Source organism: Salinicola sp. DM10, assembly GCF_017306975.2.
Lineage (GTDB): Bacteria > Pseudomonadota > Gammaproteobacteria > Pseudomonadales > Halomonadaceae > Salinicola.
The window spans coordinates 490,273-509,185 of record NZ_JAFLEN020000003.1 but is presented as its reverse complement, the minus strand read 5'-3'; the positions used below and the strand labels follow the sequence as shown (position 1 = coordinate 509,185).

Below are 18,913 nucleotides of genomic sequence, written 5' to 3'. Positions count from 1 at the left end.
AATTAACGTGACGGCAATCAGCGGGTACAAGCCCAGGCACATGGTCCAGAGGTACCACATCCCCTATCGGTGACGAACACGGGTGAGATGACGACGGAGTGACAGGCGCAACACAACAAGTTCAGATCGGCGACATTCAGATCGGTGACATTCAGATCGGTAACATAGAGACTGAAAAATGACAAAGAATGCTGCAGCGACAACCGGCGATAGTTCACAAATGCGGGCCACCTTGAAGTGGACCGAAGCGTTCGCCCTTTCCATGGCGGTATCGGGCTCCATCTTTGCCTCATTCGGGTATGCCCTGGGCTTGCTGGGGCCAGTGTGGGCGCTCATCGTCTGGGCAGGCTCTGCAGCGATCGGCGCCTGTCAAAACTGGATATTCCTGGAAGTCACGGCCATGTTCCCCGACAAACCCGGTGGCATCGCCATGATCGCCGTAGAGGGCTGGCGCAGGCGAAACCGTTTCGTCGGCCCTCTGGCAGCCTTCGGATACTGGATGGGCTGGTCCTCCGTTCTTTCCATCATCGGTGTCAGCGCTGGGTCACTGATGCAAGCCCAGTGGTTCCCGAACGCTGACTGGCACTTCACCCTGGGCATCTTGGAGATCGGCATCCCACAGCTCATCGGCGCTGCCCTGATCGTCATTTTCTGGCAGATCAACCGCCGCGGTGTGCATTTGGCGGCCTCATTGTCCAAGTATATGGGCGCCCTGCTGCTCATCCCCATCGTGATTCTCTCCCTCGCACCGATATTCGGTGACGGCTGGAGCATCCACCGATTCCTCGACGCCGAACAGCACTCGCTTTCGGGATGGTCGGCGGTGCGCATCATCCTCGTCTGGTTCTTCCTCGTCAGCTGGAGCACCTACGGAACCGAAATGTGCGCTGCCTTCGGCCCGGAATACCGCACGCAGAGAGACATGCGACTTTCCTTGCTCACGTCAGGGCTCTATACCGTCCTGGTATTTGCCGCCGTCGCCTTCGGTATCGGCGGCCTGGTCGATCAAACCGTCGCGGCCAAGGACCCATTCGGGTTCTATATCGGCGCCTTCAATGATGTTTTGGGCGTCGGTTACAGCAGCGTCTTCGTGAGCATGCTGCTGGTAGGCCTGTTCATGGGCTTGAATGCCGCCCTGGCGGATGGCTCGCGTGCGCTGTACGGGATGGCGATAGAAGGTATTACGATCAAGCAGTTGGGCACTTTGAACAAGCATCAGGTCCCCGGCCGCTGCATGACGGTTGCGGTGGTGCTCAACCTCCTGATGATCGTCGTCTCCGCATCGCCCATCGCGATTCTGGTTACCGCGAATCTGGGCTATCTGCTTGCCATCTTCTTTGCGCTGACCGGCTTTCTCTGGCTGCGCAAGGACCTGCCCGATCACCAGAGGCCCGTTCGCCTCGGCAAAGGCTGGATTCCCCTGGCCTGGGTGCTCAGCCTCTTTACCGGCATCGTCATCATGGTTGGGGCTACCTCGGCCGACATTGCCGGCTACGGTGGCGCCAAGGAAGTCTTGACGGGTATCGGCATCTTGTTCTTGTCCCTATTGCTCTATGCCTATCGTTATCTGGTTCAGGATAAACAGAAAGCCAGCATTTCCGGAACGGTCTGAGCTATCACTCATTCGATAAAAACATCAGAAGAGAGGTGCATGATGCTATCCGTGGAAATGCCTTCGACTTACTACACGATGACCAAAAAGTATGAGACCCACTATCCGGATCTCGAGGGCGATATCGATGCAGAAGTCGTCATCATCGGCGGCGGATTTTCCGGCGTCAATACCGCGCTGGAGCTCGCAGAACGCGGTGTCGAAAACGTCGTCCTGCTAGAGGCCAACTATCTGGGCTTCGGCGGATCCGGTCGCAACGGCGGTCACGTCATGGCCGGCATCGGCCATGACCTGGAAAAAATCCGCAAAGATGTCGGGGACGAAGGTGTCAAGGCCATTTTCGAAATCAGCGACCAGGGATCGGCAACGATTCAAGAGCGCATTCGACAATATGACATCGATGCCGATTTTCGCCACGGCTATGGCTACCTGGGCTTCAATTCGCGTCAGGCCAAGACGCTTCAGGCCATGGAAAAGGAGCTCAAGGAGATCACGCCCAATCAGGAGATAGCCTATCTCGAGGGCTCCGAAGTCAAGAACATCGTGGGTTCGGATGCCTATGGCAGTGCGCTGATGCATATGGGCAATGGTCATATCCATTCCCTCAACCTGCTCCTCGGCGAAGCCAAGGCCTTCTGCAATCTCGGTGGGAAAATATACGAGTACACGCCGGTCCTGGACTTGCAATATGGCCCGACGGTGACGGTCAGAACGGCCAAGGGCTCCATAAAGGCCAAGAAAGTCTTGTTTTCCTGCGGCGCATTCATCAATAAGCTGCAACCCAACCTTCACAAGACGATCATCAGCACCTACGCATTCCAGCTGGTCACCGAGCCGCTGTCCGACGAGCTCATCGAGACCATCAGCCCAATACGCGGGGCATTCAGCGACATACGCCCGGTCATCGATTACTACCGTGTCACCAATGAAAACCGCCTCTTGTTCGGCACGGCCACGCACTTCGTGGAACACATACCTCAAGACCTCAAGGCACATAACAGAAAGGCCATGCTGAACATCTTCCCCTACCTGAAGGACGTCAAGATCGACCTTGCCTGGGGCGGACCAATGGAGTGCACGGCCAACCTGTTCCCGCAAATCGGCACTCTGCCGAACCACGATAACGTCTTCTTCGTGCAGGGCTATTCCGGGTTCGGTGTGACCCCGAGCCATGTCATCAGTCGAGTCGTGGCCGACGGTATGACGGGCGGCTCGAGGCACTGGGACATCATGCGCTCCATTCGCCGTAGAAGAGTGATTGGCAAGGAACACTTCAGGCACCTCATCTGCACGCTGGGTAAGGTGACGCACCAAATGGCCGGGTACAGAAAAGGCACCCGCTAGAGCGACGGTCCCTGTCTGGGAGGCCCTGCATGGCAAGCGATCCTTCGATAAAAACGCTGATAGAACAGAAGCTCGATGAACTGATTCGGCTCTGGAGCAGTAAAGATGCTGTCGGGGCTCTTCAGGATATCTACCTATCTGATAGTGACCTACCCGACGCCGAGGTGTCGGGGGCCGATATGCACGCCGTGGGTGAGTTTTCGGACCTGAGCCGGCGCAAGAAGCCCGCATCGCGGGAGGCCGCCCGCGACGACCTCTGGCCAGAGACCATGCCACGACCCAAGACCAATGGACGGCTGGTGCACTGATAGAAGCCCAGCCCCTCTAACGAACCGTTTGCGCGGCGATGGCATGAGGCGAGGACCGTAACAGGCCGATGCGGGCCAACCGGTTCGGAGCCTGCCTGCCAGCGGCCCCTGCCACGTCTCATGCCACGGTCGCCTTGGCTCTCCGACACGCCGCGCCACCCGCTACAAGGTAAAGGCATGTTGGCCCACCTGGCCGTGTACGCCCCCACGCCGCTTCTCGAAACGTCCTGACGCGTAGCGTCGAGCATTGACTTCATTAACATGACAACCTATAACGTTAATATGTTAACGAGATGGCTTTGAAGGCGTTATACGAAAGTCGAGTGCGGGGAGAGACGCCGCAGCGTGCCGCACCTGAGCTGGAAAAGCCCCTACAGACACGCCCGACGCTACGGGCAACGAGTGAAGGAAGGAGCATCATGAGCACGTTCAGCGATAACCGGTCCCGCGCCGAAGGCTACCTATCCCGCTTCCGTGAAGGTGGCGTACTGAATCATATCGATGGCGAGTCTGTGCCAGCCGATTCGGGCAAGACCTTCGAAACACTGTCTCCGGTCGATCTCAAGCCACTCGCGAAGGTCGCCAAGAGCGATGCCAGCGACATCGACCGTGCCGTCGCCGCTGCCGAAAGAGCGTTCAAGACCTGGAGCAAGACGCCGGGCAAGGAGCGCCGCGCCATCCTGATCAAGGTGGCGGAAGCCATCGAGGCCCGCGCCGAAGAGATCGCCTTTACCGAGTGCATGGACACCGGTCAGGCACTGCGCTTCATGTCCAAGGCGGCCATTCGCGGCGCGGCCAACTTCCGCTTCTTCGCTGACCGGGCACCGCAGGCAGAGGATGGGCTTTCCCTCAGAAACGACACGCAGATGAACGTGACTTCCAAGCGCCCGCTGGGGCCGATCGGCGTCATCACGCCATGGAACACGCCGTTCATGCTCTCGACCTGGAAAATCGCCCCGGCACTGGCCTCGGGCTGTACGGTGGTGCACAAACCGGCCGAGTTCTCGCCGATGACCGCCAAGCTGCTGGTCGAAATCGCCGAAGAGGCCGGGCTGCCCAAGGGCGTCCTGAACCTGGTCAACGGCTTTGGCGAAGACGCCGGCCGCGCCCTGACAGAACACCCCGGCATCAAGGCGATCGCCTTTGTCGGTGAGAGCCGCACCGGCCAGCTGATCATGGCTCAGGCCGCGCCGACGCTAAAGCGCTTCCACTTCGAGCTGGGCGGCAAGAATCCGGTCATCGTATTCGACGATGCCGATATCGAACGCGCCGTCAACGCTGCCACTTTCATGATCTATTCCCTCAACGGCGAGCGCTGCACCTCGTCATCGCGCCTGCTGGTGCAGGAGAGCATCTACGAGGAAGTCACTCGTCGCGTGGCGGACATCGCCAACGGTGTGAAAGTCGGCCACCCGCTAGACCCCGAAACCGTGGTCGGTCCGCTGATTCACCCCGAGCATGAAGAGAAGGTGCTGTCGTATTTCGACAAGGCGCGTGAAGAAGGCGCCACCATTGCCGCCGGCGGTGAAAAGATCGGCGAGGAAGGCTGCTTCGTCCGCCCGACGCTGTTCACCCATGCCCGCAACGACATGACGGTGGCCCAGGAAGAGATCTTCGGCCCGGTCCTGACCGCGATTTCGTTCAAGGACGAAGAGGAAGCTCTGCGCCTGGCCAACGATACACAGTATGGTCTGGCCGCGTATCTCTGGACCAACGATCTCGACCGCGCCATGCGCATGACCGATGAGTTGGAAGCCGGGATGATCTGGGTCAACTCCGAAAACGTTCGCCACCTGGAGTCACCGTTCGGCGGCGTGAAGGCCTCCGGCATAGGTCGCGACGGAGGCGACTGGTCGTTCGACTTCTATATGGAGACCGTCAATGTCTCCTTTCCGCGCAAGCCCCACAAAGTACCGAAGCTCGGGTGACATAACGGCCACAGGGCGGCGTATACCGCCCTGCCTAAGGAAGCGCTGAATAAATCGACGAGCGAGATGAAGCGCAAGGCGCATGGAACACAGAACACGAGACATAACATGGGGTTAGGCGAGTGTTCGAGTACCACGCAACGCGGCGATTCGCTCGCGCAGGCATTTATGCAGCGTTTCCCTAACGCATCAAGGAGTCTCGCCATGCCCATCCCAACACCCAATCTCTACCCGGCGTTCAACATCATTCGCCTGAGCCATGTCGTTTTCGGCGTGAGTGACTTGGCCAAGAGCCGTCACTTCTATGTCGACACACTCGGCCTTCAGGTCACCGACGAAGACGACCAGCGCATTTATCTGCGTGCGATGGAGGAGCGCGGACACCACTGCATCGTGCTGGAGAAAAGCGATAGTGCGACCGTGAAGTCGCTATCCTTCAAGGTGTTCGACGAACAGGAACTCGACAAGGCCCACGCCTGGTTCCAGGAAAACGGCCACCCGGTCGAGTGGGTCGAGCGCCCGTACCAGGGCCGCACGCTGCGCACCACCGACTGCTTCGATGTGCCGATCGAGCTTTACTTCAAGATGGACCGGCTGGCCCCGATCCATCAGCAGTACGTACTCTATCGGGGCGTCAAGCCGTTGCGCATCGATCACTTCAACCTGTTCTCACCCAACGTCGACGAGGCGGTCGCGTTCTACAACCGCATTGGCTTTCGCGTCACCGAATACACCGAAGACGAAGAGAGCGGCAAGCTGTGGGCAGCCTGGACCCACCGTAAGGGCGGTGTGCACGATATGGCCTTCACCAACGGCCGCGGCCCGCGCCTGCACCACACCGCCTTCTGGGTGCCGACTCCGCTGAACATCATCGATCTATGCGATCTGATGGCGACGACCGGTTACGTCGACAACATCGAGCGCGGCCCAGGGCGTCACGGCATCTCCAATGCCTTTTTCCTCTATATCCTCGACCCGGACGGCCATCGCATCGAGATCTACTGCTCGGACTACCAGACCGTCGATCCGGACCTGGAGGCGATCAAGTGGGATCTGAAAGACCCCCAGCGCCAAACACTCTGGGGCGCCCCCGCGCCGCGCTCTTGGTTCGAGCACGGCTCCGAGTTCGAGAATCTCGAACTCAGGGATTCTCAGCTGAATGCCACACCGATCGTCGCGCCGTGAGCCGGCCGGCACTCGCGTCGCATCCGTGATTCACAGGGCCCGGGGGCAGCTCGGGCCATTAGGAGATAGCCCATGAGTACCCCACTCCCCCCTCGTCTCGCCGCCTTTCACGCCAACGGTGCCGACCGTTTCGGGGTGGTCACCGACGGCGGCATCGTCGATCTCACGCCAGAGTTCGGCAGCCGCTTCAAGGGACTCAAGGAGGTGATCGAAGCTGGCGCCATCGATGAGCTTCTGACCGTCGCCGCAGGCCGGAGCCCGAGCTACCGCGAAGAGGACGTCACCTACCTGATTCCCATCGCGAACCCCGAGAAACTGATCTGCGTCGGGGTCAACTTCCCTTCGCGCAATGAAGAGTACAAGGACGGTCAGGCCGCACCGAGCAAACCCTCGCTGTTCATCCGCTTTCCGCGTAGCTTCGTCGGCCACAACCAGAATCTGGTGCGCCCGCCGGAGAGCGAGCAGCTCGACTATGAAGGCGAAATCACCATCGTCATCGGCAAGGGTGGCCGCCGAATTTCGCGTGAAAAGGCCTACGAACACATCGCCGCACTGACGCTGTGCAACGAAGGCACCATTCGCGATTGGGTGCGCCACGCCAAGTTCAACGTCACCCAGGGCAAGAACTTCGACGCCACCGGCGCCATCGGCCCCTGGCTGGTGCCGTTCAAGCGCGCTGAGCAGCTCGACGACATCGAACTGACCACCCGCGTCAATGGCGAAGTGCGTCAGCATGACCGCACCTCGCGGATGATGTTCGATTTCCGCTACATCGTGAATTACGTCTCGACCTTCACCACCCTGGTGCCGGGCGACGTGATCGTCTGTGGCACGCCGACCGGTGCCGGCGCTCGCTTCGAGCCGCCGATCTGGCTCGAGCCGGGCGACGTGATCGAGGTCGAGGCCGACGGTATCGGTACGCTGATCAACGGTGTGGAGGATGAACGCCATGGCACTGACTGAGAAGCAGATTGCCGCCGCTGCCGACGACTTGCTCGCGGCGGAGGCGACACGCGAGCAGATCGGTCTGCTGTCCAAGCGCCATCCGAGCATGACACTGGACGATGCCTACGCGATCCAGACCGCTCAGATGGCGCGCAAGACGCAGAAGCACGCCATCCTCGGTTGGAAAATCGGGCTGACCTCCAAGGTCATGCAAGACGCGCTCGGCATCGATACGCCAGACAGCGGCGTGCTTTACGACTACATGCGCTATGAGACGGGGGCGGTGATCCCCAAGGGGCATTTCATTCAGCCACGCATCGAGGCCGAGATCGCCTTCGTCATGAAAGCGCCGCTCGAGGGTGAAGTGACCCGCGAGGACGTGCTGGCTGCCACCGAGTACGTGGCGCCCGCCCTCGAGATTCTCGATACCCGCATCGTCAGAAAAGACGCCGAGACCGGCCAGGCGCGAGTGATCGTCGACACCGTCTCCGACAACGCTGCCAACGCCGGCATCGTACTGGGCAGCGAACGCCACGCCCCCGAGGCGCAGGACCTGCGCTGGGTCGGCTCGATCGTCAAGCACAATGGCGATGTGGTGGCCACGGGTCTGGGCGCCGGAGTGTTGGACGATCCGGTCACCGGTCTCATCTGGCTGGCCCGGCGCATGGCGACCTACGGCCAGCGTATCGAAGCCGGTCAGGTCATTTTGTCGGGCTCTTTCATCGGTCCGGTGGAGTGCCCGTCCGGCAGCCGGATCGAAGCCGACTACGGTGCGTTCGGCCGCGTATCGCTGACGTTCGCTTGAGCCGCGGGAAAGCTATCGATGGCCCGACTGGTCGTGACGGTAACCCGAAGGGGTGGTATGCGCATGACGTGCAAAGAATCGACAGAAGTAGGCTGGATCGTGAAATCCGAGCCGATAGCCGATCTCGTTGACACTCATGCGGGTGAAGGTCAGAAGTCGCCGAGCCTCCTGCATGACGCGATCGTGAACCACGCGCTTGCTGGGCACGCCACCAATGCGACGGCAGACGCTATTGAGGCGCGCCTCGGTGACGTTGAGCGCACGGGCGTAATCCGACAGCGTCCAGTGCGCGGTGTAGTGGGCCTCGATCTCCAGATTGAAGCGGTGAAACAGCGACAGGTCTTCGTGGCGCACACGCTGGGCAGCCAGCGAATTGGACGACAGCCGAAAGAGGCTGACGAAAATCAGCCGCGTCAGCGTGATCATCGCCGTTTCCCGCCCCGGACGGTCGGCCTCGAATTCGAGACGCAGCTCGTCGAACAGGCGCTCGATACGATTGACGTCGAGCCGTGCCTCTTCTCTCGCCCGACCTGTCGCTACACACACCGGCGACACGGCCGCAGCGTCGCCCAGCTCGGGAAGCTCTTCGAGCAGCGACCACACCAGCTGTTGGCGCACCGTCAGCACATGGCCATCGCTGCCGTTTTCGGTGGTAAAGGAGTGGGGCACGGTCGGCGGTGTCAGAAAGAACATCGGCCCCTGCTGGTGAAACTGCCGATCGTCCAGATAGACCCGCACCATGCCGCTTTTGACGTAGTGCACCTGGAAAAAGCGGTCGTGATGATGCACAGGCATGTTCCGACCATAGAAATCTGCCATGCGGCCGAGCGCTTCGTAGTGCACCGGGGCATCGGCGTAGCGCTGGTCGTACTCCTGACCGATGGTGATGTTGGGAATGAAGTCCAACGCCATGTTTGCGCTCCTGAACGCACACGGTTCACCCGTGCGCTAGGCCTCTATATTAACCACCGACGGGTACCTCGCTCCATGGCATTGCCTGACTCGCGTCCGAGGCCATCGGCCCCGCCCGTCCACTCCAAGGAATTGCCTCATGGGTGAAATCGTACTCGCCGCCAAGATCACACACGTGCCTTCGATGTATCTCTCCGAGCAACCCGGTGAGCATCACGGCTGCCGTGCCGAAGCCATCGCAGGCCACAAGGAGATCGCCCGCCGCGCCCGGGAGGCAGGCGCCGATGTCGCGGTGGTCTTCGACACCCACTGGCTGGTCAACAGCGGTTATCACATCAACGGCGGCGACCATTTCGAAGGCGTGTATACCAGCAACGAGCTACCGCACTTCATTCAGAACATGGCCTACCGGTACGACGGCTGCCCCGAACTCGGACAGGCCATCGCCGACCGCGCCAATCACGCCGGACTCCGCACCATGGCGCACAACATTCAGAGCCTCAAGCTCGAGTACGGCACGCTGGTGCCCATGCGCTACATGCACATGGACGTGCCGGATGAGCAGGCCTTCAAGGTGGTCTCCATCGCCGCCTGGGACGCCTGGCACGATCTGAACGACAGCATCCGTTTTGGCGCCGCCGTGCGCGAAGCGATCGAGGCGAGCGACCACAAGGTCATGGTTCTGGCCTCTGGCTCGTTGTCGCACCGTTTCACCGACAACCACCAGGCCAAGGAGAACATGCATCGCTGGTCGCGAGAGTTCGATCGCCAGATGGACATCCGTGTCGTCGAGCTATGGCGCGAGGGCAAGTTCGACGAGTTCCGCAAGATGCTGCCGGAGTACGCCGAGCACTGCTACGGCGAAGGCGGCATGCACGACACGGCCATGCTGATGGGCGTGCTCGGAGAGGGCTATGAGCGCCCAGCCGAGATCCTGACCGCGCCGTTCGGCAGCTCCGGTACCGGCCAGATCAACGCCGTCTTTCCGCTGTAATACGGATTGACGATGTCATGTGACACTACGCGAGGAGCGCCTGATGGATATGCCCATCAACACTTTCAAACGAGCCCTTGGCCGCAACGAAGCCCAACTCGGTCTCTGGCTCGGACTCGCCAACGGCTACTGCGCCGAACTCGCCGCCAATGCCGGCTTCGATTGGCTGTTGATCGACGGCGAACATGCACCCAACGATCTGCGTAGCGTACTGGAACAGCTGCAGGCCGTAGCCCCCTATCCGGTTCAGCCGATCGCGCGCCCGCCGGTGGGCGATGCCGCCCTGATCAAGCAGTATCTCGACATCGGCGTGCAGACCTTGCTGGTGCCGATGGTCGACACCGCCGAGCAAGCCCGCCAGCTAGTGCGCGCCACCCGCTACCCCCCCGAGGGCATTCGCGGCGTGGGCAGCGCCCTGGCGCGCGCCTCGCGCTGGAACTCTATCCCGGGCTATCTCGACCGCGCGGACGAGGAAGTCTGCCTGCTGGTTCAGATCGAGACGCAAACGGGGCTCGAAAACCTCGACGAGATTGCCGCCGTGGAGGGCGTCGACGGCGTCTTCATCGGCCCTGCGGATCTCAGTGCCTCGCTGGGCCATCGTGGCGACCCGGGCCATGACGACGTGCAGCGCGCCATCGAGGATGGCATTGCGCGTATCCAGAAGGCCAACAAGGCCGCCGGCATCCTCTCTGCCAACAAAACCCTGGCCCGACGCTATCTCGAACTCGGCGCTACCTTCGTGGCGGTGGGTGTGGATACCAGCGTGCTGATGAACGCGCTGAAAGCGCTGGCCGGCGAGTTCAAAGGCGATGAAGCCCCCGCGACACCGTCGTCATCGGTGTACTGACATTACCTGTCTTTCCTCCATTCACCAGACCCGGCCCCGTTTTGGCCCTTGCATGGGAAACCCAGTATGAACCTCACGGACTCGACTCTTCTGCGCCAGCAGGCCTACATCGACGGCCAGTGGCTCGACGCCGATAGCGGCGATACCTTCGCGGTGACCAACCCGGCCAACGGTGAAACCCTGGCTAGCGTCGCCCGCGTCGGCAAGGCCGAAACCCGTCGCGCCATCGCCGCCGCCAATAACGCGCTGCCGGCCTGGCGCGACATGACGGCCAAGGCTCGCTCGCTGATTCTCAAGCGCTGGTTCGCGCTGATGCAGGAGCATAAAGAGGACCTGGCCCGTATCCTCAGCGCGGAACAAGGCAAGCCGCTGGCCGAGAGCCGCGGTGAGGTCGACTACGGCGCCAGCTTCATCGAGTGGTTCGCCGAGGAAGGCAAGCGCGTTTACGGCGACGTGATTCCCAACGACAAGCCCGACCGCCGGCTGGTGGTCATCAAGCAGCCCGTAGGCGTGGTCGCCGCGATCACGCCGTGGAACTTTCCCATCGCCATGATCACGCGCAAGGCCGGCCCTGCGCTGGCCGCCGGATGCACCATGGTGTTGAAGCCCGCTTCCGAAACGCCGCTGTCGGCACTGGCGCTGGCCGAGCTGGCCGAACGTGCGGGTATACCGGCCGGTGTCTTCAACGTGGTGGCCGGACGTGCCGGGGAGATCGGTACCGAACTCACGCACAGCGAGACCATTCGAAAATTGTCGTTTACCGGCTCCACCGAAATCGGCCGTCAGTTGATGGAGGAGTGCGCCGGCACCATCAAGAAGGTCAGCATGGAGCTGGGCGGCAACGCGCCGTTCATCGTCTTCGATGACGCCGACCTGGACGCCGCTGTCGCGGGCGCGATCGCCTCGAAGTTTCGCAACAGCGGTCAGACCTGTGTGTGTACCAACCGCTTCCTGGTGCACGACAGCGTCTACGAGGCCTTCAGCGAAAAGCTGATCGCAGCGGTGAAAGCGCTCAAGGTGGCACCGGCCGAGGAAGAGGGCGCCCAGCAGGGCCCGCTGATCAACCAGCAGGCGGTCGACAAGGTACGCGCGCACATCGACAACGCCGTCGAACATGGCGCAAAGGTCCTGTGTGGCGGCAAGTCCCACGCGCTGGGCGGCAGCTTCTTCGAGCCCACGGTGCTTGGCGATGTGACACCGGCCATGGATGTCGCCGGCGAGGAGACCTTCGGCCCGCTAGCTCCGCTGTTTCGCTTCCATACCGAAGCGGAAGCCATCGCCATGGCCAACGACACGCCGTTTGGTCTGGCGGCCTACGTCTACACCCAGAATCTGGGCCGCAGCTGGCGCATGGGTGAGGCGCTCGAATACGGCATGGTCGGTATCAACGAAGGCATCATCTCGACCGAAGTCGCGCCATTCGGCGGCATCAAAGCCTCCGGTGTCGGCCGCGAAGGCTCGCACTACGGCATCGAGGACTACCTCGAGGTCAAGTATCTGTGCATGGGCATCAAATAAACAGAGACTGCTCGCACGAGCCTGAACATCCTGGCCCACGCCCCTTACGAGGGGAGGGCCAGGGTATTTGTCGCTCCGCCACGCAAGGTCTCGCCAGCCCCCGCGGCCGTGCCATACCCTCGGCATCGAAGTCGGCCCGCACGGCACCGCAGACCCACACACCCCGGCTCATGCGGCGTGCCCATCTCGTGCTTATATCGCTATGAGAGATGCCGCTATGAAAGACGCCGCCATGAGAGGCGCCGCCGTGAAAGATATAGCCAGGCGGGCGATTATGATATGGTCGGCCTCCCGTGAAGGGCCATCCCTGCTGCCATCATCCGATGGGGCGCAGGGCAGATCCGTGGGGCCGTATCGCCATATCGGACCAGTGGCACCCCATTGATCAGTCGACGCCGGAACCGGATCGTTTCGACATCCCCTGATTTCGACTTTCCTTTGAAAAGGCACAACATGGCGCGCCCGACTCCCTCACTCACTCTGGCACTACTGCAGGCCCGTGAATCCGCCATGGACTTTTTCCGGCCGCACCTCAATCAACACAACGTCACCGAGCAGCAGTGGCGTGTCATTCGCATCCTGTGGCAGGCCGAAGATCAGACGCTGGAAAGCTACCAGCTCGCCGAACGGGCCTGCATACTGCGCCCGAGTCTGACCGGGGTGCTGGTAAGGCTCGAGCAGAATGGCCTGGTCAGGCGCTGGAAACCCGAAACCGATCAGCGTCGGCTATGCGTCACCCTGACGCCTCAAGGCAACGCGCTTTTCGATAGCATGAAGGGTGAAATGATGCGCCAGTATCAGAAAATCCAGCAGCGCCTGGGGCCGGAGAAGTACCGCACGCTGATGGGCTTGCTGGAAGAGGTGCAAAAGCTCGAACCCGAAGATTCACCGTGAGACGGTGACCAAGAGCGGATCCCGCAGTGGCGTGCCATACTCGATAATATTTTTACAGCCTGTTGATATAGATAGATTTTCAAACCATGGCAGTGACGGTCAAATAACTGTCATGGCAGGTCAATTGGCCACTCCTCTAGACTCCTAATCTGATCCTGTAGCGCCACGCGCACCATCCATGTCCGGGAGGCGACATGCAGGATCAATACGACTACATCATTGTCGGCGCTGGCTCCGCCGGCTGTGTCATCGCCCATCGCTTGATTCGGAACACCCGCGCCACGGTGCTGCTGGTCGAGGCCGGCGGCTCGGATGCCGGTCTGTTGGTGCGGATGCCGGCAGCGCTCGGCAAGGTGATTCCAACGCGCACCTGGCCGTATATGACGACACCGCATGCCGCGACCAACCACCGCGCCATGAGCATCGCCCAAGGGCGGCTGATCGGCGGCAGTAGCTCAGTCAACGGCATGATCTACATCCGCGGGCATCGCAGCGACTATGACGCCTGGAGCCGTGATTACGGCTGCACCGGCTGGGACTACGAGGGACTGCTGCCGTATTTCATCAAGAGCGAAAGCAACGAATCGCTGGCCGGGCCCCTGCATGGCAATGACGGTCCACTGAAAGTCAGCGAAAACCGCTATCGCCACTCGCTGACACAGACCTTCGTGCGCGCCGGCCAAGAGAGCGGCCTGCCCTACGTCAACGACTTCAACGCCAACGCCCCCGAGGGCGTTGGCTACTATCAGACCACCACCTTCAACGGCGAACGCTACAGCACCTCCAAGGCCTATCTGAGCGAGGTGCGCGACGACCCGCGCCTGACGATTCTCCCGGATACCGAAGTGCTACGGGTGATGATCGACAAGCAACGGGCCGTCGGCATTCAGGCACGACACGCCAGCAGAGGCGAGATGACACTGAGAGCCCATCGCGAGGTCATTCTCAGCGCTGGCGCGATCGGTAGCCCTAGAATTCTGATGAGCTCTGGCATCGGCCATCGCGACCATCTCAACGAGCAGGGCATCGAGTGCCTGTACGACCTGCCGGTGGGCGACAACCTGCAGGACCACCTGCACATGTCGCTCAACGCCACACTCAATCACCCGACCTCCCTGTACGGCGAAGACACCGGCTTGCGCGCATTACGTCATGGCGCCGAATGGCTGCTGTATCGTCACGGCCTCATGACCTCCAACATACTGGAAGGCGGCGCCTTTCTGGACACCGCCGGCGAAGGCCGCCCGGATACCCAGATTCATTTCATGCCGGTGCTCGACACCTGGGACGACCCCAATGGCATTGGCCGGGGGCGCACCCACGGCATCACGCTCAAGGTAGGCCATCTACGCCCGGCCTCACGCGGCAACATTCGCCTTACCGGGCCGAATGGCGCCAAGACCGCCGTCATAGACGCTCGCTTTCTCGAGGCACCTGAGGATCTCGAGCATCAGGTGCGCGCGTTGCGCGCAGGGCTGAGGCTGCTCGACACACCGGCACTTGCCAGCGTGATCGACGAGATTTTCTCTCCGCCCAAGGCGCACGATCTAATGGCACAGGATATGAACGACAACCGACACGCGCTGGAAGACTTCATCCGCCAGTACTGCAAGACGACCTATCACCCGGTCGGCACATGCCGTATGGGCCAGGACAGCAGAGACTCGGTAGTCGACATCGAGTTGAAGGTCCACGGTGTGACGGGCCTTCGCGTCATCGACTGCTCGATCTTCCCCACCCTGCCAAGCGGCAATACCAATGCCCCGACCATTGCCGTGGCGGAGAAGGGAGCAGACATAGTGACCGGCACCGTCTGATACCCGATCGACACCGCCTATCGCTACCTTTCCAACAAGGTAGCGATAGGCGGTCATCATGGCGATGGCCGGCGTGAGCCATTCATTGGAATGGGTATGAGAAAGAGGCTATGAGAAAGACGCTGTGAGAAAGGTGCTATGAGACAGACGCTGCGAGAAAGACGCTCGATGGTGCGCGGCCACTTGCCATCGGCTGTTTCCGCGCGCCAAAGCCTCACACCACGGCAAGGTAGTGCTTCACGAACTCGCTAGAAACCACCTCCCACAGCACAGGCGTTCCCTTCTCGTACAGCCAACTGTCACCGGCCTTGTAGTGGATGCGCTCCTGGGTCGTCTCATTGGTCAGGATGACTTCTCCGGAGATCAGGCAAGCCTGCTCCGTAAAGGGATATACCATCCGGAACCGACCGCTCGTGGTGCCAAAGTAGCCGGCGCTGACCGCATCCTGGGGCGTATTCAACGTCATCTTGATGAACGCCTGGACGTCACCCTCTTCGATAGTGGCACCCAGTTCCTCGACCGAACCAATGCTATCGAGGTCTTTCGTGGTCAATCCGGTATCGATTCGTCCCATGTCAAACTCCTCTCGAGGTCAAGAAGAGTCAACGGACCCTTCTTGAACCGTATTGATAAACTACAAAAAGTATTGATAAGCCACAAACCGTGTCGGTCACTAATCGCTGAGATCGGGTTCGAATAGGCCTTTTTTCATCTTGAACTTCACCCAGACGAATGCTGTCAGGCTGACGATGCCCAGCACCACCCCCAGAAGCGTGTAGATCAAGGCGGTCATCTCCGGCGACGGTGAGGCATTGGCAGCCACATAGGCCATACCGATGATGCCGAAAATCTGCGGGAAGGGATAAAAGGGTGCGCGATAGGGGCGGAGATGCTCAGGCCGACGCTGACGCAGAACCATCAAATCGATGTGTGCGACGATGTAGGCCAGCAGCCAGCTGGTCGCCGCCGCGATCACCAACGAGATGATTTGATTCGGACTGACCAACAAGAATGGGATGAGCACACACAGGGTCAGGAAGACAATGCCTACCCAGGGCGTATTGTAACGAGAATGTCGTTTACTCATGATGCTGAAGGCCTGACCATTATCGGCCATCCCCGAAAGCATGCGCGGCACCGCAGCCAGTACGGTATTGAGTGTACTACAGGTCGCAGTTATCCCCATGACAGTGACAATGATCAGCCCCGAACGACCGAAGACGCCATCGACCAGATCGACATACGGCAAGGGTGAAGTCACCATGGTATCGATCGAGAGATAACGGCCTGCGCCGAAACAGAACAGTGTAAAAAGCACGAAGAGAATGCCAATAGATAGGATCATGGCACGAGGAATTCGTTTTTCCGGCTGACGAATGTCTTCTATGAGCGGACAAATGAATTCGCAGCCTAGAAAGAGCCACATCGACAGGGCCACAAGCCCTATGAAACTACCATCGACGATACCTTCGACGCCCCAGTCGATGCCTGCCGCAGCCTGAGACACCTCAGGACTTGGCGGCTGCAGAAGCGCGACCAGGCCGACGAGGGAGATGGCGACGACCATCGCAAAAGTGAATACATTCTGGAGCTTCGCAAAGACATCGGTGCCGAAGATGTTGAGCAAGGCAATCGACAGCAACAATGCTATGGGCACCAAGTGCGGCGGCAGTATCTCGGGAAACAGCGTCTGTAACAGTGCATCGACCAATAACAGCTCGGCGGGTAATGCGAAAATGGCCACCACGACATACCCGGCAAACACCGAGACAATGGCGGGAAAATGCCCGATGGCTTTCTGGGTGTAAGTGGCGAGCGTACCCGACTGCGGATACATCAGCGAAAGTTCAGAGAACGTCATGGCATTGCAGACGGCCAGCAGGGCCGCTACGAGCATGGCAGCCAGAAAGCTCAACCCCCCGAGGCCGAAGCCAAGCAGCGCTGAAGCCATGGATCCTTGAACGACGACACAGCCCACGCAGATCGCGATCATGGTCTTGAAACCGATGGTCGGCCGGCCGGGTGTCGTGGTCAGGGGCATCGGGCCTACTTTCGTGGTATCGACCATGATGCATTACCTCCTTGGAGAGCATTTGGACTTGTTGTTGGTGATCGATGACGGTTAGTGATCGATGGCGGCATCACGCCCTGGCCGACCAATATGTGCCAGCAAGTCCGGTCATTCTTGTTCGCTTCTGCCAGAAATTTTCCTTTCTCTGACCGACGCCTACACGCAAGTCACTGGTACTCTGCCGATGCTCTGCGTCATCGAGAATGGCAGATACGAGCGAAGGCCGAGCTGTCTCCCATGGCGCGCTGTAACCGCCGAATTCAGTCGCGACTCTTTGAATAAGCCTTTTACATCAAGCCTTTGGCCCGCGAGATTGACGGGCGACTGGCGGAGAAGCCTCGAACACGCGCAACGGCCACCCGCGCCAGCGCGCCCCGCCCGCTCTGGCTCACTCAGATGCTCACAGGCACCCAGGCACGCGATACACCCCGCGTGCCTCACTGTGCCTTGCGCTCGGCGCGGCCAGCCACCATCCTTCGCCACGTCTCGGCGGCGCCAGGGGTGCCGCCTTCGCGATACTCAAGGATGATTCCCGTGTCCCGTTCCGCTCTGCCCCACCGGGGCCTGCTCACTCTCGTTGCGCTGCTGCTGGTGGCGCTCAATCTGCGTCCGGCGCTCACCAGCGTCTCGCCGGTGCTCGGCAGTATCGCCGAGGCGCTGTCACTCTCGCCGAGCGTGCAGGGCATCCTGACCACGCTGCCGGTGCTGTTCCTGGGGCTGGCCGCGCCGCTGGCGCCGCGCCTGGTACGTCGTCTGGGGCCGGAGCGCAGCGTGTTCCTGGCACTGTTGGTACTGGGGGTGGCGCTGGCGCTACGCCCCTACGTCGGCACCCTGGGGCTGCTGCTGGGCTCCGCCCTGGCCGGCGGCTGTATCGGGGTGATCGGGGTGCTGCTGCCGGGTATCGTCAAGCGCGACTTCCCCGAGCGGGTCAGCATCATGACCGGGCTCTACACCGTGGCGCTCAATCTCGGCGCCTCGGCGGCGGCCGGCACCACCGAGCCGCTGCGCCAGGCGCTGGGCGCGGACTGGCAGGGGGCGCTGGCGTTCTGGCTGCTGCCCGCGGTGGTCGCCGCGCTGCTGTGGCTGCCGCAGCTACGCGGCAGCGCGGCTACCCGGGTGGCGGCCCGCACCGGGGCGCGCCTGCGCCACGACCCGCTGGCGTGGCAGGTGTCACTGTTCATGGGGCTGCAGTCGTCGCTCGCCTATACCGTCTTCGGCTGGCTGCCGACGCTGTTGCAGGACCGCGGCCTGGCGCCGGTCACCGCGGGGCTGGCGCTGTCGGTGTCGATTCTGTTGCAGGTGACCACGGCGCTGGCGGCGCCGTGGATCGGCAGCCGCATGAAAGATCAGCGTGCGGTGCTGGTGGCGGTGATGGGGCTGACGCTCACCGGCCTGATGGGCTGCCTGTATGCGCCCATCGGCGGTATCTGGGTGTGGGTGGTGATCCTCGGGCTGGGCCAGGGTGGCACCTTCAGCATGGCGCTGACCCTGCTGGCGCTGCGCGCGCCGGATGCGCTGACCGCAGCCAGCCTCTCCGCCATGGCCCAGGGCATCGGCTATACCCTGGCGGCGCTGGGGCCGCTGCTGGTGGGCCTGCTGCACGACTGGAGCGGCGGCTGGAACGCGGTCGGCGGGCTGCTGGTGGCCATTGCGCTGGGCGCCATGGTCGCGGCCCTGGGCGCCGGCCGCGACCGCCAGGTGGCCTCGGTTCAGGGCGGCTGATCCCCGGTCCA

The 18,913-nt window shown here is 61.3% G+C and carries 16 protein-coding genes; 13 read left to right on the top strand and 3 right to left on the bottom strand.

What is annotated here, in order from left to right; all coding sequences use genetic code 11:
* Positions 1 to 178: 178 nt before the first annotated feature.
* The 7 genes from J0A90_RS13865 to J0A90_RS13835 all read left to right on the top strand — a co-directional run bounded on the left by J0A90_RS13865 (position 179) and on the right by J0A90_RS13835 (position 8,127).
* A complete protein-coding gene (locus J0A90_RS13865) occupies positions 179 to 1,612 on the top strand; it encodes an APC family permease (protein WP_207036793.1) in 1,434 nt (477 codons plus the stop codon).
* 39 nt (positions 1,613 to 1,651) lie between these two features.
* Positions 1,652 to 2,956, top strand: coding sequence for an FAD-binding oxidoreductase (locus J0A90_RS13860; protein ID WP_207036791.1), 1,305 nt, complete (start codon positions 1,652 to 1,654; stop codon positions 2,954 to 2,956).
* A gap of 29 nt (positions 2,957 to 2,985) precedes the next feature.
* The gene (locus J0A90_RS13855; RefSeq protein ID WP_207036789.1) at positions 2,986 to 3,264 is read left to right on the top strand and encodes a hypothetical protein; all 279 of its coding nucleotides are present in this window, start codon (positions 2,986 to 2,988) and stop codon (positions 3,262 to 3,264) included.
* Positions 3,265 to 3,557: 293 nt separating this feature from the next.
* Positions 3,558 to 5,192, top strand: coding sequence for a 5-carboxymethyl-2-hydroxymuconate semialdehyde dehydrogenase (hpaE, locus tag J0A90_RS13850; RefSeq protein ID WP_233076791.1), 1,635 nt, complete (start codon positions 3,558 to 3,560; stop codon positions 5,190 to 5,192).
* A gap of 204 nt (positions 5,193 to 5,396) precedes the next feature.
* Positions 5,397 to 6,377, top strand: coding sequence for a 3,4-dihydroxyphenylacetate 2,3-dioxygenase (gene hpaD, locus J0A90_RS13845; protein ID WP_207036787.1), 981 nt, complete (start codon positions 5,397 to 5,399; stop codon positions 6,375 to 6,377).
* A gap of 72 nt (positions 6,378 to 6,449) precedes the next feature.
* Entirely contained in the window at positions 6,450 to 7,340 is an 891-nt protein-coding gene (locus tag J0A90_RS13840) for a fumarylacetoacetate hydrolase family protein (protein WP_207036785.1), read from the top strand.
* Positions 7,327 to 8,127, top strand: coding sequence for a 2-oxo-hepta-3-ene-1,7-dioic acid hydratase (locus tag J0A90_RS13835; protein ID WP_207036783.1), 801 nt, complete (start codon positions 7,327 to 7,329; stop codon positions 8,125 to 8,127). The genes J0A90_RS13840 and J0A90_RS13835 overlap by 14 nt, the downstream gene beginning before the upstream one ends.
* 12 nt (positions 8,128 to 8,139) lie before the next feature.
* Here J0A90_RS13835 and hpaA read toward each other — a convergent pair whose 3' ends face one another.
* A complete protein-coding gene (gene hpaA, locus J0A90_RS13830) occupies positions 8,140 to 9,039 on the bottom strand; it encodes a 4-hydroxyphenylacetate catabolism regulatory protein HpaA (protein ID WP_207036781.1) in 900 nt (299 codons plus the stop codon).
* Positions 9,040 to 9,178: 139 nt separating this feature from the next.
* Between hpaA and hpaD (J0A90_RS13825) the strand changes: the two genes are divergently transcribed.
* From hpaD (J0A90_RS13825) to J0A90_RS13805, 5 genes are all read left to right on the top strand, one after another.
* Complete coding sequence (hpaD, locus tag J0A90_RS13825) at positions 9,179 to 10,033, top strand: 3,4-dihydroxyphenylacetate 2,3-dioxygenase (RefSeq protein ID WP_207036779.1); 855 nt, start codon at positions 9,179 to 9,181, stop codon at positions 10,031 to 10,033.
* 43 nt (positions 10,034 to 10,076) lie between these two features.
* Positions 10,077 to 10,880: a 4-hydroxy-2-oxoheptanedioate aldolase gene (hpaI, locus tag J0A90_RS13820; protein WP_207036777.1), complete on the top strand. Its 804-nt coding sequence runs from the start codon at positions 10,077 to 10,079 to the stop codon at positions 10,878 to 10,880.
* A gap of 66 nt (positions 10,881 to 10,946) precedes the next feature.
* A complete protein-coding gene (gabD, locus tag J0A90_RS13815; protein ID WP_207036775.1) occupies positions 10,947 to 12,398 on the top strand; it encodes an NADP-dependent succinate-semialdehyde dehydrogenase in 1,452 nt (483 codons plus the stop codon).
* Between the two features lie 453 nt (positions 12,399 to 12,851).
* The gene (gene hpaR / locus J0A90_RS13810; protein ID WP_207036773.1) at positions 12,852 to 13,292 is read left to right on the top strand and encodes a homoprotocatechuate degradation operon regulator HpaR; all 441 of its coding nucleotides are present in this window, start codon (positions 12,852 to 12,854) and stop codon (positions 13,290 to 13,292) included.
* Positions 13,293 to 13,486: 194 nt separating this feature from the next.
* Positions 13,487 to 15,109 carry a GMC family oxidoreductase gene (locus J0A90_RS13805; RefSeq protein ID WP_207036771.1) on the top strand — a complete coding sequence of 541 codons (1,623 nt, stop codon included), beginning with the start codon at positions 13,487 to 13,489 and terminating at the stop codon, positions 15,107 to 15,109.
* Between the two features lie 214 nt (positions 15,110 to 15,323).
* Here the strand turns inward: J0A90_RS13805 and J0A90_RS13800 are convergent, their stop codons facing one another.
* Both J0A90_RS13800 and J0A90_RS13795 read right to left on the bottom strand, forming a co-directional pair.
* Complete coding sequence (locus tag J0A90_RS13800; protein ID WP_207036769.1) at positions 15,324 to 15,683, bottom strand: cupin domain-containing protein; 360 nt, start codon at positions 15,681 to 15,683, stop codon at positions 15,324 to 15,326.
* Positions 15,684 to 15,782: 99 nt separating this feature from the next.
* A complete protein-coding gene (locus J0A90_RS13795) occupies positions 15,783 to 17,177 on the bottom strand; it encodes an APC family permease (protein ID WP_233076790.1) in 1,395 nt (464 codons plus the stop codon).
* 528 nt (positions 17,178 to 17,705) lie between these two features.
* On the opposite strand from J0A90_RS13795, the gene J0A90_RS13790 reads away from it, so the two are divergent.
* Positions 17,706 to 18,902, top strand: a complete 1,197-nt coding sequence (locus J0A90_RS13790; RefSeq protein WP_207036767.1) for an MFS transporter — start codon at positions 17,706 to 17,708, stop codon at positions 18,900 to 18,902.
* The last annotated feature ends 11 nt before the right edge of the window (positions 18,903 to 18,913 follow it).